Origin of the sequence: Myxacorys almedinensis A (genome assembly GCF_010091945.1) — a bacterium.
Taxonomy (GTDB): Bacteria; Cyanobacteriota; Cyanobacteriia; order Leptolyngbyales; family Leptolyngbyaceae; genus Myxacorys; species Myxacorys almedinensis.
This window is the reverse complement of sequence record NZ_WVIE01000008.1, coordinates 100177-122643: the sequence shown is the minus strand read 5'-3', so window position 1 is coordinate 122643 and position 22467 is coordinate 100177. Positions and strand designations below refer to the sequence as shown.

Sequence of the window (22467 nt, the reverse complement as noted above, 5' to 3'; positions counted from 1 at the left end):
GTGCCCCAAGATCACCACCTCAAAAATGAAACGCAGGAATAGAAATAATACACGGCTCATCCCCCTATTAGTTCTGTAACAGTAGATTAAGATCCATTCAATAACATTGAGAAGACTCTCGCTTTTCTAAGGAAAACGCTACGTTTAGAGAAACAGTCGAGACGGTTAGAAACTATGAGTAACATCCAACGGTATCAAGTGAAGTGTACGCTTTCCTTTGGAGATGTCTACGGTCAGATTATCGTTTGGTTAATTGTTATCTTCCTGAGTTTGGCAGCCGCAATGGCCCTCATGGGAGCTAGCCGCCCCGTTTATGCCCTGGCAACGGTCGGCTTAATTTTGGTGCTGTCTCTGCCGTTTCTGCTCTTTGCCTTCGTCACAACGCTGCTCAACCACATTGAGATTTCAGAAGCAGGCCCCATTTCTCAAACCACCTTACCTACAGCCAGCCAACAACCGGCAACAGCGAGTTCATAATACCAACGGTTGGTAATGCTGAGGCTTGGGTCGCTGGGATTTGCTTAAAATTGCCCACCCTTCCACCCTGTGCTGTAAAAGCGGGAGAAAGGGTTAATCTGCGTTGCCAAGAGAACGGCGTCTGCCCAGCATCAGCAACGCCAACTTATAAAGTACGAATCGCAAATTGCGAACTATCATAGGTTGCGTAGAGTAAGAGGCAATCTTGTGTCAGAAAAGCGGAATCGTTGGCTGATAAATGTTGTGCTGATTGTGGCAACGGTGGGGCTGTTGGGGGTAACGATGATTCCCCTGCTTACGTCTGCGATCAACAGTAGTGACGCCCAGTCGAAAGCCAGCCCAAACCCCAGCCAGTCGGCTTCCGCCGATGGGCGCAAGGGAGAACTTGAGGTGCAAGCAAAGGGCTATGAGGCCGTCCTTCAAAAAGAGCCAGACAACCAGGTAGCGCTCCGAGGATTGCTCGATGCGCGGCGGCAATTAAACGATCCCAAAGGCATGGTTGAGCCTCTCGAAAGACTCTCAAGGCTGAATCCAGGAATGACCGAGTATGCTGTGCTGTTGGCTCAGGTGAAGCAGTATAACGGCGATCGCGAGGGTGCTGCCCAAACCTATCGCGAGGTGCTGCGAGACAAGCCCGGAGATTTGCTATCCCTGCAAGGATTGGCAGATTTGCTCGTGAAGCAAGAACGCCCTGAAGCCGCGATCGGGCTGTTGCAAGATACGCTCAGGCAAGCGCCCGCCGCTAACAAAAATCAGGCTGGAAGTGTTGATATAACCGCTATCCAAGTGCTGTTGGGCAAAGTCTTTGCCACGCAGAAGCGTTACGATGAAGCACTCAATGTGTTTAATCAGGCAATGCAGACCAACCCCAATGATTTCCAACCCGTGCTGTATAAGGCACAGGTGCTTAAGGAGCAAGGCAGAGACGATCAGGCGAAACCGTTTTTTGATAAAGCCGCATCTTTAGCTCCGGCTCAGTTCAAAGATCAGATCAATAAGTTTGCGGCGGCTCCTCCGTCGTCAGCCCCCAATTCTTCTGCGCCAAGTGATGCGCCCAATGCAAGTACAACGACTCCAGCGACAGGAGATTTCTCGGCTCCGGCAACACCCAATGCCCAACCCGAAAGTAGCCCTGCACCTGCGAACTAGAGGGTGCGATCGCACCAAATTAACCACATCAAATTAACCACATCAAATTAACGAAGATAGGGCAGGATTTGCCAAATCCTGCCCCCTTGTCTTTTAAGAATCCGTTGCTAACTCCGTTTGGCAATCTCGCTTTATCAGAGCGTCTCTTGCCTGCTCGCGATCGTCGAAGTGAATCTTTTCAGTTCCCAAAATTTGATAGTCTTCGTGTCCTTTGCCAGCGATAAGAATCCCGTCTCCTGGCTTTGCTTGGAGAATCGCTGTCCGAATGGCAATAGCTCGATCGGCAATCACTGTTGGCGCAGACGCGGCAGAAATGCCTGCTACCACATCGTCTAAAATGCGCTGTGGGTCTTCTGTTCGGGGATTATCTGAAGTGACGATGATTTGATCTGCAAGCTCGGCAGCGATCGCACCCATTTTCGGGCGCTTGGTGCGATCGCGATCTCCCCCACAGCCAAATACACAAATCATCCGACCTGAAATAAACGGTCGCGCCGCGTTCAGCATATTTTCCAAACTATCGGGCGTGTGGGCATAATCGACAATCACGCTGATGTCTTGATCGGGCTTGATTTGGACTTGCTCCATCCGTCCCGGAACGCCGGAGAAATGGGGGAGAGCTTGTGCGATCGCATCCAATCCCAACCCCAATTCCAACCCTGCCCCAACTGCCGCCAGCAGATTTGCCAGATTAAACTGACCCACAAGCGGCGATTGAAACGGCACCTCTCCCATCGGCGTATGCAGCCTTCCCCGCACCCCCGCCGGACTGTAGCTCAGATCGCTTGTCCACAAGTCAGCTTTTTGCTGCGTGCTATAGCTCCAAACCGGTTGACCGTTGAGGTGTTCGAGCAATCGCTGTCCGTAAGGGTCGTCGAGATTCACGATCGCGCGCCCCTTTAAATAAGCCGGACTGAACAACAGCGCCTTTGCCGCGAAATAATCCTCCATATTGGTGTGATAGTCGAGATGATCTTGTGTCAAATTGGTGAATACCGCCACCTCAAACGGGCAACCCAGCACTCGCCCCTGATGAAGCGCATGGGAACTGACTTCCATCACGGCATATTTACAGCCTGCATCAACGGCGGCGGCAAATTGTTGTTGAAGCTCCACCGCAAAAGGGGTCGTATGCACGGCGGTTTGCTGAAAGCCCTGCCAGCGTGTGTAGAGGGTTCCGAGCATGGCAGTTGGGTTGCCCGCCTGATTGAGGAGATATTCGATCAGGTGCGTGGTGGTGGTTTTGCCATTTGTCCCCGTAACACCGATGAGCTTTAGTTTGGCGGCGGGATGGTCGTAAAACGTGGTGGCGAGGTGAGCGCAGGCTTGGGTCATGTCGATCGCTGGGATCACCAGCGGCGGCTGTTCTGAACTAAATGCCGGATTGCCCATGGCTCGGCTTGCCGCGTCGGGAGAGACGATCGCGGCGATCGCCCCTGCCGCGATCGCGCTTTGCCAAAAATCTCCACCATCAACCCGGGTTCCTGGCATTCCAATAAACACATCTCCAGGCTGACAGGCGAGAGAATTTGTCGTCAACCCTTTCACATCTAGGGCGAGTGCTGGATGGGTGGGAAGATCGCCCCCATGGGGGAGCGTTGCCAGTAACGCTTTAAGCTGCATAAGGTCACTCCATGCCGGTGATTGTCGTGAGTTTACTCAATGATCAGCCTGCTGAGCAATATTTTTGTAACAGGCTCTCTAATTGTTGAACAGTAGCGCGAGGAGAGAGCCGAGGCAAGGGGACAACTTGAGCCGTGAGCGGGTGTTCTATAAGCAGTACCGGAATTTCATATTGATAGGCTTGAAACCAGTCGTCACGAGTGGTGATGTCGCGTAGTTCTAACTCAATTGTTGGCTGTCGAACTTGGGCTAATTTCGCCTGCAAACCTTCGCAGAGGTGACACCCCGATTTGCTATAAAAAATCAGTTTCATGCTGAACCTTAAGAACGTCTTACTGGGCTTTCTGACCGTGATCTATTTTAGGAGTACGATCGATCGTACGCACCGTTCAAGGCATAACTGTTATCGTAATGGCGGTAATGATGATGGGCATGACGATCGCATGATAGAACCAGTGAGAACAGTAACAAAAACAGTGCTGATTACAGGCGCATCTTCTGGCATTGGTCGAGCCGCTGTCTTGAAATTTCAGCAGCAAGGATGGACGACGATCGCCACCATGCGATCGCTCGAAAAAGCAGGTGAACTAGCGGCATTAGCCAAGGTGCACTGCTTAGCGCTAGATGTGACAAATCAAGCCTCCATCCAAACGGCAGTGAGCCAAGCGCTAGACAGCGTAGGGCAGATTGATGTATTGGTCAACAACGCGGGATACGGTCTGATGGGTGCTTTTGAAGCCTGCACACCCGAACAAATTCAACGCCAGTTTGACACCAACGTGTTTGGGCTGATGAACGTAACGCGATCGCTGTTGCCTCATTTTCGCGATCGCAGATCTGGCACAATTGTCAACGTCTCCTCCATCGCTGGCAAGCTCGCGTTTCCGCTCTACAGCCTCTATCACAGCACAAAATGGGCAGTCGAAGGCTTTTCAGAGTCGTTGCAGTATGAGCTAGAGCCGTTTAACATCCGCGTTAAGATCATAGAACCCGGTCCGATCAAGACCGACTTCTACAGCCGATCCGCTGATCTCTCTCACCGCCCTGGGCTAACCGCCTACGATGCTTTCGTCGCCAAGGTCTTGCCGAATATGAGCCGAGCCGGCGAAACGGGCGGAACGCCAGAAACCGTTGCAGACATCATCTACCAAGCCGCCACCGATCAATCCTCTCGATTGCGCTACCCAGCCGGCGGAAATGCAGGTACACTTTTACTATTACGAAAGCTGCTCAGCGATCGCGCCTTCAGCAGTCTTGTTCGCAAAATCGTCGTCCGCTAGCGTCTGCCCTCAGCCATGATCAAAGTCCTCCATCTCTCCGACATTCATTTAGGTAGCGGATTTGTGCACGGGCGGATCAATCCGAAAACAGGGCTAAACACGCGCTTAGAAGATTTTGTTGCCACGTTAGGACGATGCATCGATCGCGCGTTGGCAGAACCGGTCGATCTCGTCTTGTTTGGCGGAGATGCTTTTCCGGATGCAACGCCACCACCCTACATTCAGCAAGCGTTTGCCCGCCAGTTTCAGCGCTTGGTAGAGGCAAAAATTCCGACGGTATTACTTGTTGGCAACCACGATCAGCATTCTCAAGGGGCTGGCGGCGCAAGTTTATGCATCTACCGTACCCTGGGTGTGCCCAATGTGCGGGTTGGCGATCGCCTCGATACGCACACGATTGAGACTAGAAACGGGACAGTGCAGGTGATTACCTTGCCCTGGCTAACGCGATCGACCCTTCTCACGCGCCCCGAAACTGAGGGGTTGTCGATGCTGGAAGTCGGGCAATTGTTGCTCGATCGCCTGCGGGTGGCGCTAGAAGGCGAGATTCGCAACCTCAATCCTGATCTTCCAACAATATTGCTTGCCCATTTAATGACCGACACTGCAACCTATGGCGCAGAAAGGCTTTTAGCAGTTGGAAAAGGGTTTACGATTCCATTGTCGTTTCTAACTCGCGAGTGTTTTGATTATGTTGCGCTGGGGCATGTTCATAAACACCAAATTTTGTGTAAAAATCCGTTTGTTGTATATCCTGGCAGCATTGAACGAGTTGATTTTAGCGAAGAGAAAGAAGACAAGGGGTTTGTCCTCGTGGAGCTAAACGGCAGTTCAACAACGGTGGAATTCTGCCCGTTGCCCGTGCGATCGTTTCGGACGATCAAGGTTGATCTTTCCGAAAAGAAAGATCCGCAAGCGGCATTGATTCGCGCTCTAAAACCCGAGCTAATTCAAGATGCGGTGGTGCGATTGCACTATCAGATTCGTCCAGAACAGTTGGATCACCTGGATGACCCTCAAATTCATAAAGCGCTGGAGATTACCCACAGCTACACCATTCAGTCAGAATTGGTCAGTTATTTCTCGCGATCGCGCCTCCCCGAACTTGGTGTTGGAGCGGCGATCGAGCCGTTTGAAGCGCTGAAAACCTACCTCTCCAATCGAGATGACCTCCGCGACCTCGAAGCCCCAATTTTAGAAGCGGCGCGGCGGCTCCTCGCGCAGCAAGAACCTTTAGCAGAGGTCGTTTTGGTCGAAGAACAAGAGGCGGCTGAAACGCAGTTGCGGTTGCTCTGAGAACCGTCGTAGCCAACGTGCAGAAATCTTGCTAAACTCTAACGGAAGATTAGTACGTCTGCACTTGTCAGGGAGGCGCTATCTAGAAGCCGCCAAGTTGATCATCGCCCTCTCTTTAGGACAATCTGTTCCCGTTCTACCACTTAGCAGATTTGATCTGAGGAAAGGTTGCACAAAATCAAAACAGCGTGTACATTAAACACCACATATAGCGTGACCCTAGATATGGCGTCGCAAGTTTAGATTTAACCCGATCTGCCTCTACATCTGACATACGGAGTCCCTCATGGTTCAAGACATCGCACGGATACGAGACTATTCTGGCTCAGATAGCTCCCCTCAACACCACCTGAATGGGCAATTTCCAGAAGCGGCTCCCGCAGCCAATCCGGTTTTCTACCGCACCTATAGCCGCAAGTTAGGAGAAGCTCGTCGCGAGTCTTGGCAAGAGGTGAGCGATCGCACCCTCAACGGACTTGCCGAGCTTGGCAAATTTACCCCCGCAGAAAAAGCCCTGATCCACACCATGCAGCAGACAATGCGATGTTTGCCCTCTGGTCGCTGGCTGTGGGTCGGCGGCACAGGCTGGATCGCCAAGCCAGAAAACTTTTCCGGTTCGTATAATTGCACCAGCACCAATGTCACCGACTGGCGATCGTTTGGCTTGATGATGGATCTTGCCATGATGGGAAGCGGCACAGGAGCCGTGTTAGAGCCAAAATATACCGAGCAACTCCCCGCCATTCGGAATCGGTTAAGCGTCACGCTGGTGAGCCAAATTGGCACGGCACTCCCCAACGTACGCCAAGACAAAACCGAGATCACCGTTAGCGGCAATCACGTCACGATTCGTGTGGGAGATAGCCGCCAAGGCTGGGTTGATTCCTATCAAGGCTTGCTAGAGTTATCAACCGATACGCGGTTTGCTGCTGGAGTGGTTGATGTGTCGGTTGATCTCAGCCATGTGCGCCCCGCCGGAGAGCGGCTCAAAGGCTTTGGTGGCGTGGCTAACCCGGTAAAACTGCCAGAACTCTACGATCGCTGTGTCACCGTTTTAAACCGAGCCGTGGGTCGGAAACTGTCGCCGGTTGAGTGCTGCTTGCTGATTGACGAGGCGGCTGCCTGCGTTGTTGCCGGAAACATCAGACGCTCAGCCGGGATGCGCCAGGGCAGCAGTGAAGATATTGACTTTGCGGCGGCAAAAGAAAACTTGTGGCAGCAAGACGAAAGCGGCAACTGGAGCATTGATCCTGATCGCGACGTTTTACGGATGGCAAACCACACGCGCGTCTACCACCACAAGCCAACCCTGCCCGAATCGATCGCGGCGGTGCGAAAGCAGTTTTACTCTGGCGAGGGTGCAATTCAGTATGCACCGGAAGCGATCGCCCGATCTAACGCCGATATTCTGACCACCCCTGAGCTAAAATCGGCGTTCATCGAGGCGTATGAGGCAGGTCGGGGTCGGCAGTGGCTGCAACAGCACGATGGCAAAATGCTCGACCAAGAAATCGACCATCGGTTAGGGCGCTATGGGCTGAATCCGTGTGGCGAAATTTTGGGCGAAAATTTTCACTGCAACTTATCTGAAGTTCACCTCAATCAGATTGATCCCTTAGATGATGCCGCCCAAGAGCAGGCGTTTACAGCCGGGGCGCTGTCGGTCGCAGCGCTGCTCAATCACACCTTTGCTGAGCCGCGATATCAGTATTCTCGTGACCTCGACCCGATCGTGGGCGTCTCGTTTACCGGCTTGTTTGACTTTTTCGTTCATGCCTTTGGCGTTGAGTGGTTGCGCTGGTGGGAAGCTGGCAGACCGGATACAGTAACGGGTTTGCAGTTCAAGGCGCGAGAGAAAGAATACCTGAGCCGGTGGAAAGCGATCGTGCATCGGGTGGTGTGGGAGTACTGCGATCGCCATGGGCTGCGTCGCCCCAATCGCTGCACCACCGTTCAGCCTGCGGGCACAAAATCTTTGCTGACGGGGGCAAGCCCAGGATGGCATCCGCCCAAGGCTCAGCGGTTCATTCGTCGGATTACTTTCCGCAAAAACGATCCCGTTGCGATGGCATGTTTAGACTACGGCTACAGTATTGTGCCGTCCCAGTCGGATAAAGACGAGAACGGCAACTTGCTCAACGATCCGTTTGATCCTCGGTGTAGCGAATGGCTGGTTGAAATTCCAGTCGAAGTGCCGTGGGCAACGATTCCAGGGGCAGACCAAATCGAGATTGAGAAATTCTCGGCGTTGGCACAAATGGATTTTTACTTGCAAGTGCAGAAATATTACACTGCCCACAACACCAGCGCCACGATCGAGCTTCGCGAAGATGAAATCGAGGCATTGGCAACCCGAATTTATGACGCGATCGCAACCAATGAAGGCTACATCAGTGCTGCGTTGCTAGCTCGATTTGATGCCCCGTTTCCCCGGCTGCCGTTTGAAAAAATCGATCAGGCAACCTACACATCACTCCAGGCTGAGGTGATCGCTCGTCAGCGCACCAGCGATTTTTATAGTGCCCTAAGCCGCTACGATTCGGGTGAGGAGATCGCGGAAGGGCCAGCAGGGTGCGACAGCGACAAGTGCATGTTGCCAGAACAGAAAGGCTAGATTATCCCTTTCATCACTAGCGTTTAACGGCAGGGGAGCGTTGCCTTTCCTCTGCCTTTTTTTGGCGTTTTTGACAGTACTTCAGTCCTTAAATCAAGCCCTAATCTGCCGGATTTGATCAGGCGGTGACTTGATGAATAAACCGAAACGTTGCCCATGCATTCACATCTAGCGTAAATACATCAGAGGTGCCAATCCACTGAGAGGCGCGATCGCTGGCTTGATGCAAATCTTGCACCACCGCTTGAGCCACCTCTAAAAAATTGTCGATCGGGCGCAACACCCGACTACTCAGATTGCTATTGAGCAAGCTTTCGGTTTGCTGAAACGGGGCACGACTGCAAATGATATAGGTTTCGGCTAGCCCCACCGGGTCGCGAATCACCCATTCTGAATTTGGCGCAGAGACGGGAATAAAAGCGCTTTCGCCGGGTGCAACCCAGTAGGGCTGATCGGGAATAGTGCTCGGAGAAGACGGTTGCAGGGCGGCTTCAGAATTGTGCCAAACCCCAATTGCAGTCCCCGAATTATCCAACCCCAACACCAATACGTAAATAGGTTGGGTGCTAGTATTTTCAATGCGATATTGAATGCGATTACCAATCGGAATTGTAATCAACTTTCCATCAGAAGGGGTAATGAGATTAGGATCACTCGCGACCCGATCAGTTTGCTGCTGCACGAGCAGTTTTTCTGGCGACCCAAGCTGCGCCAACGTAGCTCGAACCCCCAACTGAGACGAGCTATCATTCACCGTTAGCCCCAACATTTTAGCCCCCAGCAAGGTTTGCAGTTGAGGTGCTAACCGGCGGACAGCCAGCTTAACGGCTTCATCCGAGTCACCCAGCGTTTTTGGAATCACGTCACGCCCTTGGGAAAACAGCCCATAGCTCGAAGGCGGGATCGATCCCACGATCGCATCGGTCGAGAGAGACGCAACTTGAGTGGTGGCACGACCCCTGCCAAACACATAATCGACCGCCTGTTCGCCCGCCGTCGCCGCCGAAACGTAGGACACCGCCGAAAAAGCGCTGACTGCATCAACTCGCTCGATCCGTTTGAGATGGCTATCGATGGCGATCGCAAGCCCCACCGTGCGCGGCAACACCCGAATCGCTTCTTGCACGCGCTGCCCAACCGCCAGCACTGCATCTTGCGTCGAGCTTGTTGCCACAACCTTAGCTTTAGCCGTGAGTCCATTCCGTTCATACACTTGCAGCAAGGGAAGCGGCTGAGCATCTGAGGCTGATGCCACTGAGTCTGATTCCACCGTAAACAACGAGTTGAGACTATATTGCTCAAAGACTTGCGGCGCTAGCCCGCCCAGCCACAGGTGCACGGTCTTGGGATCATCTGTGGCGGTAATTACACCATCTGCTGGAGGTTGCGACGGCGATAAATTATAGGGCATTGAGAAGTGGGGCGCACTGAGAATGCCGCCCGATGAGCCGCGATTTTTTCCACTGATGGTAATCTGCTGTTTTTGATCGACTCGTTTGCCAAGGCGTTCTGCGGTGCGGCTAAGATTGACGCGCAGGGTCGAGTGGGGCAGCGCTTGCCACAACTGCTGAGTCAGCGCATAGGTAAACAGCCCTGCATGAAATCCATTCCACGGCGCTTCGGTGGCAACTTGCTGATCACCTGCCGCCGCCAAAATAATTCCCGGCATCTGCCCAGACAGCCGCTGAGTGCGCACTTGAGCGCGATCGAGAGCTAGGGTGTTGAGCAGGTCTTGTTGCAAAAGCTGTTCTGTTTGATCGAGGGAAGCAACGCCATCGGCAGGGCGAGAGCGAATCCGCAAATTGCCCTGGAGGGCAGACCCCGGATAAACATAACTTGTGTCGAGAACAGTGGTGACTTGATCGGTTTGCAGCGATCGCAGCAACAGGTACAGAGTGTCTTCTGGAATTGCATTGGTGAGCAACTCTTCAGAGGGCAGATCAGCGGTGATCAACGCGGGCTGAATCTCGTCTGCCGTGCCCAGCTTGAGCAGGCTACCGTAGCCACTGAAATGAATCACGACCACATCATCCGGTTTCGCTTGCCGGATCAGATGCTCTGTAAAAGCGGTTTCGATCTGCGATCGCGTTGCTTTTTCATTTGCGAGGGTTAAAATATCACCCGGTTGAAACCCAAACCGATAAGTCAGCAATTCTCGCTGCAATTCTATATCTGTGAGACAGCCATTGAGCGGCTCATTGCGATACGCATTAATTCCAATCAGCAGAGCAAGCTTACGAGTTGTCGGCTGAGCCAAGGCAGAAGCGGTGCGGCTCACCATCGGAACGCCTAGAGACAAGCCGAGTTCACTTACGCCCCAAGCGCCAAGCAAAAGCCCCGTTCTTCGCAACAACGATCGCCGCTTCATGTTCTCAACTACCCTATGCTCATAGCTATCAGGGTAACAGCTAACGAATTCGTAAATTCGCAATTTAGAAAAGATTTGCGCTCTAATCAGCAATCCCAAAATTCAGCCGATCGACCCAATCTCCTCCTTGCCTCTAAGGAAGAGCACGACAAAATCTGGCGTGAATAACGGTGGGCTAGAACAGTAGACTTCTGGCATAAATCCGTCAGCAGCAGACAGGGTAGCGGATGAACCAGATATAACGGAGGAGACGTTGCCCCAAAACCCTCTGCTCATCCGCTCCATCGGTTATCCCATCCGTTGCCACTCCACTTTTACAAGAAGCCTAGTCGCTAGAACAAAGGGCTAAAAATGGGCTAAACTTTCATCGCTTTGGCAAGTTCGGCAGCTACTTCAGGACGAGAAAATTCTGGAGGCGGCAATTCTCCCCGACGAAGCATTTCTCGGACTTTGGTTCCAGACAGGTGAATGCGTTCTTCAGGCATACTCGGACTTGTTTTTGTCGTTGCCATGCCCTGAGTTCGAGTGCAGTAAAACGCATGTTCAAACTTCATCGGCGTAATGCCCAACGCCGCCGCATCAAACTCATCAAAAATAGATTGAGCATCGTAGGTGCCATAGTAATCACCAACACCCGCGTGATCACGACCGACAATAAAGTGAGTGCACCCATAATTTTTTCTCAGCAGCGCATGAAAGATGGCTTCACGAGGTCCCGCATAGCGCATTGCAGACGGATTAATGCCAAGAATGACCTGGTTTCGGGGAAAATAATGCTCCAGCATAATTTCATAACACCGCATCCGAATATCAGCGGCGATATCATCTTCTTTCGTTGCCCCCACCAGAGGATGCAAAAATAAACCGTTCACCGTTTCTAACGCGCACTTGATAATGTATTCGTGGGCGCGATGAATGGGATTGCGTGTCTGAAAGGCAACGATCGTTTGCCAGCCTTTTTCGCGAAACATCTGCCGCGATGCCGCCGGATCAATTTGATAGGTAGGAAATAATGGGTGAGCTTCTCGCTCTAGCAACCACACGTCTCCTGCAAGATTCACGTTTCCCTGACGGTAAACAACCGCAACCCCAGGATGCTTTTCTTCATCAGTACGATAAACGTTGATGGCTTCGTGAATTTTATCGTACGCATACTTTTCGGCGAGGTGCAAAATGCCAAGAAAGCGTCCCGTAGTATCATCCAACCGTACCAGTGTGCCTTCTTTCAGAGAATCTGCAATCTCTTCGGTGACAGACAGCGTAACGGGAATTGACCAGGGTAGCCCATTGGCGAGATGCATTTCGCTCACGACGCGATCGTAGTCGGCTTTGCCCATAAACCCGGTTAACGGACTAAAGCCCCCGATCGCAATGAGTTGCAAATCAGACACAGCCCGCTCATCAAGCTGCACTCTTGGCAAAAATTCTGCTTTAGAAAGAAATTCTTCACGCTCTTGGGGCGTTGCAATGCGGTTAATTAGTTGCCCACCGTGGGGGGCGATACCATCGCGATCACTCATAATTACAGCCAGTAGGGGGTAAACTCCTCCTTTCCGCTCAAGAAAGGGGTCTTTACTGAGGGTAGCAGGATGTGAGGTATTTAGGCGGTCTCTTTTGCAAAGAAAGCAAGGGCAGAACTGGGATTCTGGCATGGCTGAAAAACCGAAGCCAGCGTTTCAGGTTCGCCAAATTTGAAAGATTGAGGGGGCTGAACCCGCGATCGCGAGTGAGCGCTGGTTCGCCAAACACCAAACGGGCAGATCCACAAAGTTTGGATATCCCCAGATCTGGGTATCCATAGTCAGGTTTATGCCGATATCCCTAATTCGCCGTGCGATCGCGGCGGTCTTACCCATTCCCCGCTTTTCGCTTCATCTGCTCTAGCTCTTCCTGGGTTTCCCACGTTCTAAATTTTTGCTCTAATGGGTCGCTAGGATCATTAAATGCACTCCGGCTCTGATTCCAACCTGTAGATGCCCAGCGCTGCTCGGCTTGGGTTGCCCGTGCCGTTTGCACTTGCGCCAGTTCTGCCTTCACTTCCTGCTGGCGCACCTGAATTTTTTGTCGAAGGTCTTCGGTGTGTTTGATGCGCTCTCTCAACACTTGCATTTGTCCCCATTTCTGATTGCCATCGCGCAAGAGCGACGCTTCGTGGGTTTGAGCAGGCTCGGCTAAATCCAGTCGTCCGGCGGCTTTTGCTTTTTCAATGCGGATATGCCAACGCTGAATTTCCTGCGCCGTTGAGAGAATTTCGCTTTCAACCTGCTTTTCGCGCGATCGCAAGTCTACAATCAGTCGCCGAGTTTCCAACTCTTGCTCTCGGAGGTTCTCATCCAATGCTTGCAGTTCGAGATGAGGATTGTTTCTCAAAAATTCATCCAGTCGGCTCTCTAAAAACCGGCTGAGATCATCAAACAGACCCATAGTGAAACTCCGATACTAGCGATTAAATTTAGGAGCAAGGCGACTAGCCGACTCCCCCTAACCGCTATTTTAGAATTTTTGCCCAGTCGAGAGCGTTCGGAGTTCCCCATTTCGTCTTAAGACAGCACTACTGCCAGCAATCTCAACAATGCTCCACCCGCTAGACCCAACGGTTTCACCCGTATAGTAGCGCTGGGTTACACCGTTTGTCTCCACCAACGCCGCCGACTGGGTAGGATCGGTGGCAATCACCAAGCCGCGAATCGTGCGTTGAAGTTCGGGAGTGCTGGGCACGGCTTTTGTGGCAGATGCCATCGCCTGCTGAATCTGCGGGCGATTGGCAGGATACATTCTTTCTAAAACGCCTGAAAGTCTTGCCAAAAGTTGATTTAATTCTTGGCGGGCAGGATCGTTAACCATAACGGCAGCCGGAGCCGTAGGAGGGGCTGCCGCGATCGGAGGAACGTTGATCACGACTGGCACTTTTGGCAGTGGTGTAGAAGAGGTTGCGCCACTGCCTGCCGCCGTAGGAAGGCTATTTTTGTAAGGAACGGTTGCCCCATTCATTGGCTTTCCGCTGGCCGCTTTGCGATCGATGGCAGCTAGCGATCGCTGCACATATTCCGAAAACTGTTGATTGTGTTCTACCGGGGGCGCTTTTGCGATCGCAACTGGGGCAACCACCTGCGGCTCTTGAGCGATCGCCCTAACGAGCCGACCCACCATGCCCCGTTGCGTCAGCCACAGACTCGCTGCTGCGATCGCAGAGGCAAACAGCGCCACGACTAGAAGCTTTTGAAACACGCTACTGAGCCGCAACACCTGAGGTTTGCCATTCATCAATTCATGAACTTCCGGCACCGCCAGACTGTCCTCTCGAATCAACGTATTCCACTGCGGCAGATGGGGCTGTGGAACGAGGTCTGAAAATTGAGGAGTCGGGTTAACGTCCATCGGTTGGCGCTTTGCAGTTTCGATCCGTTTCAGCGGTGGCGGTGGTAGACTTCCATCTAACAGTCGTTCCACATCGTCAAACAGATCATCCATCAGCCGATCGGCAAACGAATCAACCCGAAAAGATTGTGATGGCATGACGGCTTGAAAGGCTTTCCCAGGAGCATCTTGGGACGGATCAAGAAGAGCCTTATTACCGTTGATGTCTTGAGGCATGGCTTTGCTATGGATGACAAATCAAACGAACAGTAGATATGGAATGCCCTAAAGATTCCACCGCTTTTGCAAAACTTGGCAGTGCGAACCGCACCCTAACCCAAGCGGAATATAAAGCGACACTCAGAGCTAGCCTGACGTTAAACTCTACGCAACGCCTGAGGAGGGTGATGTTTGCGATTATACTCGCCCTATTGAAAATGGGATCAAGTTACGGAGGACAAATTTTAAGGAGTTCCAAGATGAAGCGCTATCTGCGTTAGGAAAATGAGGGTGCGATCGCACTCTGCTCAGAAAACATGAGGTCGATAAAACTCAGACTTAAAAATTCAGACTTACGCCAGATCCCCGGATACTTCACCTCTTTGCTGCTTTCGACCCACTTGGCGAGGGGGCAAAGATTGATGCGGGGGTCTCCGGCAGAGAGCAACTATAGAATGTCGAGAGAATGTCGAGGGTCGATTCGGTCATGCTTCGAGACGGTTCTCAGGTTTCTCCTCCCGTCTTGTTGAGCATATCGATCGCCTGATCAGCCGTCATCAATCGTTTTAAAACCACTTGCCCGATCGCATCGACCTCAGCATCAGAAACTGGTTTAACTTCGACCATCAACACAGCATCTTCAACGCGGTAAAGCCATAGCTTTTCGTCGTTTTCCCACACACATACCGTCGTTTGCTCAATGTGGGGTTTGCGACGCCAAGAGAGTTCATTCCACAAGCCACCTAGCTCCCAAACGCGACCCACCGCCCAGCCATCAGTTAGAAAGAAGTATTTCACAGGAATGTTTACTTGCTAGAGCCAGCTTTGCTGTTTAACTTTGCTGTTTAACATAGCGCGAAAACTTGACGTACTCAGCACATTTCGCAGGACTTTATGGGTTTGATTATCCAAGGTTACAAGCCAACCATCAAAAACAGGAGTGTCTCATACAACGCCCTGCGATCAATAGGTTCTGATTTAGGTTCTGATTTATGCATTGTTGAAGGTATGAATGATGTCTATGCAAAGGTCAGTTCCGATTGACCAAATCGCTTCTGAATAGATGCTCAGCCTGCTTCCACTCTCCTTTGTGATCCACAAGGTTATCTACGATCGCACCCCAACCAAACCTCTGATCCGCTTGCTCTGCTCATGACTCAGTTGCAATTGCGTCACTTGCAAATTAATTCGCTAAAATATCAAATAGTGAAAGCAGTTTTACTGAATCACAAAGTTCCATGAAATTCAGTCGTTTCATGAGAAGTGGGTGTCCCCCACTTTTTTTATTTGGAGGGTATTATCAATGGCGCATCCTTTAATTCCCCAAATTTTAGATTTGGCTGCTCCGGTAGCTCAGTCGTTGGGCTTAGAAGTGGTGACAGCCGTGTTTCATACCCATCAAAGTCCGCCCGTTTTGCGAGTCGATGTCCGAAATACAAAGGATGATACCGGGCTGGAAGACTGCGAACAGATGAGCCGCGCTCTAGAAGCGGTGCTAGATGAGTCTGATTTAATTTTGGATGCCTATGTTTTGGAAATCTCAAGCCCTGGCATCTCAAAATTGCTGACGACCGACCGAGAATTCACCTCATTTCGAGGCTTTCCGGTCATCGTCACCACCTCCGAGCCGTTCAACAACCGCGCCGAGTGGACTGGTAACTTAGTTCGCCGAGATGACGATGCAGTTCATATCAACCTCAAGGGGCGAGCGATCGCAGTTCCTCGGACGGTCGTCAAAACCGTTGAACTTGCCGATGGTGAGGAATAAGCCTTTTACACAACTCAATACTTACGGAGATTAGTTTTATGTCAATGGTCGCTTTGCCCGGACTCAAAGACATGATCGATGGCATTAGTCGCGATCGCAACTTACCAAAACTATCAGTTCAAGCTGCCCTGCGCGAAGCCTTAATCAAAGGATACGAGCGCTTCCGTCGCACCCAAAAGATGGACAGCAACACCTTCGACGAAACCTATTTTGATAACTTTGAAGTCGAGCTAGACATCGAAGAAGAAGGCTTTCGGGTGCTGGCAACGAAAACGATCGTCGATGAAGTCCAAAATTCAGATCACGAGATCGCCCTCAAAGAAGTTCAAGAAGTCGCGGCAGAAGCCCAAACGGGCGATACGGTCGTTCTAGATGTTACCCCCGATCAGGGCGAGTTTGGACGCATGGCCGCTATTCAAACGAAACAGGTTCTAGCTCAAAAGCTGCGAGACCAGCAGCGGAAACTTGTGCAAGAAGAATTTCAGGAGCTAGAAGGCACAATCTTACAAGCAAGAGTCTTAAGATTTGAGCGGCAGTCTGTGATCATGGCAGTCAACAGTGGCTTTGGGCAACCTGAAGTAGAAGCAGAACTCCTAAAGCGAGATCAACTTCCCAACGATAATTACCGGGCAAACGCAACGTTTCGGGTTTACCTCAAAAAAGTCAGCGAAGGTTCCCATCGGGGTCCTCAACTGCTTGTATCTAGAGCCGATGCAGGTTTGGTCGTTTATCTGTTTGAAAACGAAGTTCCTGAGATTCAAGATGATGTGGTGCGAATTGTTGCAGTGGCACGGGAAGCAAATCCGCCATCTCGTTATGTCGGTCCTCGCACCAAAATTGCGGTAGATACGCTAGAACGGGATGTTGATCCCGTGGGAGCATGCATCGGCGCGCGGGGATCTCGGATTCAGGCAGTGGTGAATGAGTTACGCGGTGAGAAAATAGATGTCATTCGATGGTCGCCCGATCCTGCTACCTATATTTCCAATGCTCTTAGCCCAGCGCGAGTCGATGAGGTGCGCCTCGTTGATCCCGAAGGGCGACAAGCCCACATCTTGGTCGGAGAAGATCAACTGAGCTTAGCGATCGGGAAAGAAGGTCAAAATGTTCGCCTAGCCGCACGGCTAACAGGTTGGAAAATCGACATCAAAGACAGCAAAAAGTACGAAGCTGCCGCAGAAGAAGAAAAAATCGCGGTCGTGATCGAAGCCCGTCGTCAGACACAAGCTGCCTATGAGGAGGAAGAGTATTTAGATGAGGGTGAAGAGGATCAAGAAGAGTACCAAAATGAAGGTGAAGACACCTCTGAACCCCAGTCGCCAGAAGAACCGCTTGGGACGACTACCGCTCAGGAGGAATCGGAGGCAGAGTAGCTAAAGTATAAAGAGACGCTTGCGGCAATGCCTTGGCAGAATAACGGTCATTGACTACAGTTGAGCCAAAAAGACTGAGCCAAAAAGCCGAACCGCTTAGTGTTTACAGTTGCTTGGTAAGTTGAACAGTTGTTTAGGTAATCGAGTTAGGTAATCGAGTCCAGCATTTCTAACACCCCTCTCTTGCGTCTTTCTACCATGCCTCCAAATTACCGTCGCTGTATCAGTTGCCGCAAAGCTGCGCCCAAAGAAGAATTTCTGCGGGTTGTCCGGCTTCATCCCTCCCACGACATCGTTTTGAATCAGGGAATAGGGCGATCGGCATATCTGTGCCCTCAAGCCGAATGCCTTCGGAGTGTCCGCAAAAAAGATCGGCTCAGTCGCGCTCTGAAGGCTCCTGTTCCCGAATCCCTTTATCAACAGTTGTTACAACAGCTTGTAGTTTCCCCTTCTCGCTGATGCACCTGCCTTTAGCGCAGCATAGATTTTTGGGTAGGCGCTGCGCCAGCATCCCTCTGCCATGTTGTGATGGGTAGTGAGTTAACGTGCGACCACCCCCCCTCCTTTGTGCCTTGGTTCCCTCGCTCTCATCTGTGTTCTATTTCTCTCGCTAGACAGAGGTTTAGAAAAATCCCTTTTCCTAAGGTAAAGCCGATGAGTTTCCATGGGTTGCCTTATGCACTGCCGCATAGCTTGGCTGTTTAGCTCCTTAGGCGTTCTCCTGATCGTTGCGCCAAACCCTGCTAGTGCAGCAATTTTTCGGCAGAACCTTGAACTGACGGTGACTCGCATTGAATCTGCTTCACAAGGTCAGGCTGATTCTCCACTGAACAAACTGCCCCTTCCACCGATCGGGTCAAAAGGGCTGGGATCATATACCTACGACGAATCCCAACTGAACTACATCAACCAGCCTACTGCCTATCCTATAGGCTACTATTTGGGTAGACCGGGAGCCATCGCTTTTTCAGATTTCTCCCTCAATTTTTTTAACCGCAACTACACGCAACTGACGTATGTTGGAACCAGAATCGGCGAATTCCTTTTATACGATCGCACTCCAGCAGGACAATATACACCGCAGAGTCTATACCTCAGTACAACAGATGACACCTCGGTTGTGAGAATTATTGGAGATTTATTTATTTATCGCCCTGGTTCTGTAAACGTTCCTGGAGACATTGGTGCCGTTAATTATGTTTCTGGAACGTTTAGTTTTACTGATGCAGAACCTATCCCTGAACCGCCTGCCACCGCGATCGTGCCTATCTTCGGATTGGGGTTAGGATGGTTATATCAGCGCACTCAGGCTCGGAGACGCTCGGCGAATTTGCGAGTCCGCAACGAAGATCGATAAATAACCAGATCGTGTTTAGCCAGTTGTAGTACTTGCCCAAAGCCTCTAGAAGCCTTCTCAGCGCACCATCATTTTTCGTCTACAAATTTCTGTCTATCAATTAAATTTCTGCTCTTTGGCGAAATTGAAGCGATGGCAAGCAGCAGATGCCAGGCTTAGAGGGTGACTGCCTTGAAGCAGGTCAGTTGGTCAATAGTTTATCTAAATGGAAACTTGTGCAAAACTGAACAGGCTAGAATGGAATTTGGCTAACTCGCGATCGCTGATAGAATCTATCCGTGTTCGAGTGGTCTAAAATTCAAAGTGAAGCGAAATTCAAACGGTGTGAGGTAGGCTAGTCTTTAAGGAGGCTAGTTCGCTAAAATCTTCTGGGCAGCTTCCGAGTTAAGTTTCTTGCAAACTCAATGTGTGAAGCCCACGCCACCAACTGATCAAATCAAATGTCGTTTTAGTCAGAACAGAAGGCAACTTATGTGACAACACGTGGATCGTCGAATGAGGGAAGAGTGGATGAACAACGGCAAAGTCAGAATTTACGAGCTATCGAAAGAATTGAATTTGGACAATCGAGATATTCTTGCTATTTGTGAACAACTAAATATTGCAGTCAAAAGCCATAGCAGCACCATTACCGAAACCGAAGCCGAGCACATTCGATCAGCAGCAGAAAAATACGCTGCCAGCCATCCTGCTTCGACCAAGGCACCCCCTGCCCGTCAAGCCGCCCATTCCCCGTCAGTCGATTCTAGAAAGAAAACGCCCTTGAATATTCAGAAGAAACAGCAAATTTTAGAAATCCGCCGTCCGATCACTCGCTCAGCCCCGCCTGCTGAGCCGACTCCTGAACTGCGATCGCCTTCTGCCCCTCAGCCACCTGCGGCACAGGCTCCGACCGCTCCGGCTAAACCCATTGACAAACCCAGCGAGCCACCGGCGCGTCCCGCAACCGAAGACGTTGCCCCAGCCACTCCGGTTACCCCAGCTATGGCAGAGCCTGAAGCTACTCCGGTACAAGAAGCCCTTCAGCCAACCCCTCCCCCATCGGTTGAGCTTCAGCCGCCTGCGCCTCAGCCAGCACCCGTTGAGCAAAAGCAGCCTCTAGCCTCTCCCCCCCCTCGCCCGGCCCCGCCCTCTCGCCCTAGCGCCAACAGCAAGCCGATTTTAAAGCGCGATCGTCCGCCGAGTTCGGATGACGGCACAGATACCCAGACGGACGAACGGCATCAGAGAGATGGCGCTAAACCTCAGCGCTCTGCGCCTCCTGCTGGAAAGCGCCCTGGGCAACCTACACGACCCTCAGACGCCGCCCGACCTCAACAGGTGGTCGAACTTCGTCGCCCTAGACCTGCCCAAGACGACGAGGTGCCTCAAGACGACGGCATTTCGGTCATGCAGCCAATTTTGAAGGCAAATCGTCCTGCCAAGCCGACTCCCAACCCTCAGGAGGCAGCCGCGCTGCAACTCAATCGACCTACGCCGCCTAAGCCTAAACGCGGTAAAGCTTGGGAAGATGAGGAAGAGGAAAACCAAGAGTTGGCAAAAGCCCCGGCGAAGGGTAAACGCCGTGCCCAACCTCGTATCGAAGATGATGATGATGATTTGGATCTGCTCGATGAAGAAGATGCAAGCGGCGTCACCCAAACCCAGGTAAGTTTGTCGTTGGCGCGCCCTGCAAAACCCAAAGGCTTACCGGGGCAGCAGGCAAAACCTGCCGCGATCGCGGCTCCGACTCAGCGCAAAAAATCGGGGAGCAGCCTCCGCGATCGCCGCGATCGCCGCCATCAAGAAGCCAAGGTCGAGCGTCCAGAAATGATCCAGATCACAGGAGGCTTGACCGTACAAGAGCTATCGAATCTGCTAACTGTTTCCTCAACGGAGATCATCACAAAGCTCTTCATGAAAGGAACAGCGGCAACCATTACGCAGACCCTAGATGTCGAAACGATCGAGATGATTGCCGAAGAATATGACATCGTGGTTGAGAAGAGCGAGAAAGAAGCAGCAGCGAAGAAAGTTACAGAAATGATCGAGGCTGGGGATCTTGATAGTCTCCAACGGCGTCCTCCGGTGGTAACGATCATGGGTCACGTAGACCACGGTAAAACAACCCTGCTTGACTCGATCCGCAAAACCAAAGTGGCTCAAGGCGAAGCAGGTGGCATCACACAGCACATTGGCGCATACCACGTTGATGTTAACCACAACGGCAACCAAGAACAGGTGGTGTTTCTCGATACTCCGGGTCACGAAGCATTTACGGCAATGCGGGCACGGGGAACGCGAGTCACCGACATCGCTATTCTGGTGGTTGCTGCCGATGATGGAGTTCAGCCTCAAACCATTGAAGCGATCAGTCACGCGAAAGCAGCAGAAGTGCCAATTGTGGTTGCCATCAATAAAGTAGATAAGGAGGGAGCACAGCCCGATCGCGTTAAGCAAGAACTCACAGAGTATGGGTTAGTTCCAGAAGAGTGGGGCGGCGACACGATCATGGTTCCGGTTAGTGCCATCACGGGCGATAACCTAGATACGCTACTAGATATGATTCTGCTGGTCTCAGAAGTAGAAGATCTCTACGCAAACCCCGATCGCTCTGCTAGAGGCACGGTGATCGAGGCTCACCTCGATAAAGCGAAAGGTCCAGTGGCGACGCTGCTGATCCAAAACGGTACATTGCAGGTTGGCGATATTTTAGTCGCGGGTTCATCTCTTGGTAAGGTGCGGGCAATGGTAGACGATCGCGCCCAACGGGTGCAGGTTGCTTCTCCGTCGTTTGCGGTAGAAGTTCTTGGTTTGGCTGATGTTCCAGCCGCCGGAGACGAGTTTGAAGTCTTCCCAGATGAGAAACAGGCACGGGCTGTGTCGTCGGCCAAAGCAGATGAGCAGCGTCAGTCTCGTCTATTGGCGGCAATGTCTTCTCGCCGGGTCAGCTTAAATACGTTATCTGCTCAAGCTCAAGAGGGCGAACTGAAAGAACTTAACCTCGTGCTCAAAGCCGATGTACAGGGTTCTGTAGAAGCCATTTTGGGATCGCTCAGACAGTTGCCGCAAGGTGAAGTTCAAGTCCGGGTGCTGTATGCGGCTCCGGGCGAAATCTCTGAAACAGACGTGGACTTGGCGGCAGCAAGCGATGCAGTGATCATCGGCTTTAACACGACTCTGGCAACGGGGGCGCGTCAAGCAGCCGATCGGGCAGGCGTCGATGTGCGAGAGTACGCCATTATCTACAAGTTGCTAGATGATGTTCAAGGTGCGATGGAAGGTCTGCTAGAACCGGAGCTTGTAGAAGAAGCTTTGGGTCAGGCGGAAGTTCGTGCCGTCTTCCCGGTAGGTCGTGGTGCAGTCGCGGGTTGTTATGTGCAGTCCGGTAAGCTCATTCGGAACTGTAAGGCGCGTGTGCATCGGGGTAGCCAAAAGGTTCACGAGGGCAATTTAGATTCGCTCAAACGGATGCGAGAAGATGCGCGTGAAGTCAACGCTGGCTACGAATGTGGTATTGGTTTAGATGATTTCAACAACTGGAAGGAAGGAGACATCATCGAGGCATATCGCATGGTAACCAAGCGGAGAACGCTAGCCAGATAGG

19 protein-coding genes are annotated in these 22467 nt (G+C 51.7%); 10 read left to right on the top strand and 9 right to left on the bottom strand.

Annotated elements, in window-relative coordinates:
- Window positions 1-174 precede the first annotated feature (174 nt).
- Window positions 175-477, top strand: coding sequence for a hypothetical protein (locus tag GS601_RS08865; RefSeq protein WP_162422916.1), 303 nt, complete (start codon window positions 175-177; stop codon window positions 475-477).
- Window positions 478-684: 207 nt separating this feature from the next.
- Window positions 685-1626, top strand: a complete 942-nt coding sequence (locus GS601_RS08860; RefSeq protein ID WP_162422915.1) for a tetratricopeptide repeat protein — start codon at window positions 685-687, stop codon at window positions 1624-1626.
- A gap of 93 nt (window positions 1627-1719) precedes the next feature.
- Here GS601_RS08860 and GS601_RS08855 read toward each other — a convergent pair whose 3' ends face one another.
- Together GS601_RS08855 and GS601_RS08850 are read right to left on the bottom strand one after the other, a co-directional pair.
- Complete coding sequence (locus GS601_RS08855; RefSeq protein ID WP_162422914.1) at window positions 1720-3249, bottom strand: UDP-N-acetylmuramoyl-L-alanyl-D-glutamate--2,6-diaminopimelate ligase; 1530 nt, start codon at window positions 3247-3249, stop codon at window positions 1720-1722.
- 43 nt (window positions 3250-3292) lie between these two features.
- Entirely contained in the window at window positions 3293-3562 is a 270-nt protein-coding gene (locus GS601_RS08850; RefSeq protein ID WP_162422913.1) for a glutaredoxin family protein, read from the bottom strand.
- Between GS601_RS08850 and GS601_RS08845 the strand changes: the two genes are divergently transcribed.
- The 3 genes from GS601_RS08845 to nrdJ all read left to right on the top strand — a co-directional run bounded on the left by GS601_RS08845 (window position 3561) and on the right by nrdJ (window position 8439).
- Window positions 3561-4529 carry an SDR family oxidoreductase gene (locus tag GS601_RS08845; protein WP_238393163.1) on the top strand — a complete coding sequence of 323 codons (969 nt, stop codon included), beginning with the start codon at window positions 3561-3563 and terminating at the stop codon, window positions 4527-4529. The genes GS601_RS08850 and GS601_RS08845 overlap by 2 nt on opposite strands.
- A gap of 15 nt (window positions 4530-4544) precedes the next feature.
- Entirely contained in the window at window positions 4545-5825 is a 1281-nt protein-coding gene (gene sbcD / locus GS601_RS08840; protein WP_162422912.1) for an exonuclease subunit SbcD, read from the top strand.
- Between the two features lie 286 nt (window positions 5826-6111).
- A complete protein-coding gene (gene nrdJ, locus GS601_RS08835) occupies window positions 6112-8439 on the top strand; it encodes a ribonucleoside-triphosphate reductase, adenosylcobalamin-dependent (protein ID WP_162422911.1) in 2328 nt (775 codons plus the stop codon).
- Window positions 8440-8557: 118 nt separating this feature from the next.
- Here nrdJ and GS601_RS08830 read toward each other — a convergent pair whose 3' ends face one another.
- The 7 genes from GS601_RS08830 to GS601_RS08800 all read right to left on the bottom strand — a co-directional run bounded on the left by GS601_RS08830 (window position 8558) and on the right by GS601_RS08800 (window position 15181).
- Window positions 8558-10807, bottom strand: coding sequence for a caspase family protein (locus GS601_RS08830; protein WP_162422910.1), 2250 nt, complete (start codon window positions 10805-10807; stop codon window positions 8558-8560).
- Window positions 10808-10909: 102 nt separating this feature from the next.
- A complete protein-coding gene (locus tag GS601_RS08825; protein WP_162422909.1) occupies window positions 10910-11092 on the bottom strand; it encodes a hypothetical protein in 183 nt (60 codons plus the stop codon).
- A gap of 71 nt (window positions 11093-11163) precedes the next feature.
- Window positions 11164-12327 (bottom strand): sulfate adenylyltransferase, encoded by a 1164-nt coding sequence (sat, locus tag GS601_RS08820; protein ID WP_162422908.1) that lies wholly within the window; start codon window positions 12325-12327, stop codon window positions 11164-11166.
- Window positions 12328-12483: 156 nt separating this feature from the next.
- On the bottom strand, window positions 12484-12663 hold the full coding sequence (locus GS601_RS08815) for a hypothetical protein (RefSeq protein WP_162422907.1): 180 nt from the start codon (window positions 12661-12663) through the stop codon (window positions 12484-12486).
- Window positions 12656-13231 carry a TIGR04376 family protein gene (locus tag GS601_RS08810; protein WP_162422906.1) on the bottom strand — a complete coding sequence of 192 codons (576 nt, stop codon included), beginning with the start codon at window positions 13229-13231 and terminating at the stop codon, window positions 12656-12658. Before GS601_RS08810 ends, GS601_RS08815 begins: the two co-directional genes overlap by 8 nt.
- Before the next feature lie 69 nt (window positions 13232-13300).
- Window positions 13301-14401, bottom strand: a complete 1101-nt coding sequence (locus GS601_RS08805; RefSeq protein ID WP_162422905.1) for a type II secretion system protein N — start codon at window positions 14399-14401, stop codon at window positions 13301-13303.
- A 486-nt stretch (window positions 14402-14887) separates the two neighbouring features.
- On the bottom strand, window positions 14888-15181 hold the full coding sequence (locus GS601_RS08800; RefSeq protein ID WP_162422904.1) for a hypothetical protein: 294 nt from the start codon (window positions 15179-15181) through the stop codon (window positions 14888-14890).
- 505 nt (window positions 15182-15686) lie between these two features.
- Here GS601_RS08800 and rimP point away from each other — a divergent pair.
- The 5 genes from rimP (at window position 15687) to infB (ending at window position 22466) form a co-directional block, all read left to right on the top strand.
- The gene (gene rimP / locus GS601_RS08795; RefSeq protein ID WP_162422903.1) at window positions 15687-16151 is read left to right on the top strand and encodes a ribosome maturation factor RimP; all 465 of its coding nucleotides are present in this window, start codon (window positions 15687-15689) and stop codon (window positions 16149-16151) included.
- A gap of 38 nt (window positions 16152-16189) precedes the next feature.
- Window positions 16190-17524 carry a transcription termination factor NusA gene (gene nusA, locus GS601_RS08790; RefSeq protein WP_162422902.1) on the top strand — a complete coding sequence of 445 codons (1335 nt, stop codon included), beginning with the start codon at window positions 16190-16192 and terminating at the stop codon, window positions 17522-17524.
- 198 nt (window positions 17525-17722) lie between these two features.
- Window positions 17723-17983 (top strand): YlxR family protein, encoded by a 261-nt coding sequence (locus GS601_RS08785; RefSeq protein ID WP_162422901.1) that lies wholly within the window; start codon window positions 17723-17725, stop codon window positions 17981-17983.
- Window positions 17984-18200: 217 nt separating this feature from the next.
- Window positions 18201-18881 (top strand): hypothetical protein, encoded by a 681-nt coding sequence (locus GS601_RS08780; RefSeq protein WP_162422900.1) that lies wholly within the window; start codon window positions 18201-18203, stop codon window positions 18879-18881.
- 510 nt (window positions 18882-19391) lie between these two features.
- A complete protein-coding gene (gene infB / locus GS601_RS08775) occupies window positions 19392-22466 on the top strand; it encodes a translation initiation factor IF-2 (RefSeq protein ID WP_162422899.1) in 3075 nt (1024 codons plus the stop codon).
- Window position 22467: the final 1 nt, after the last annotated feature.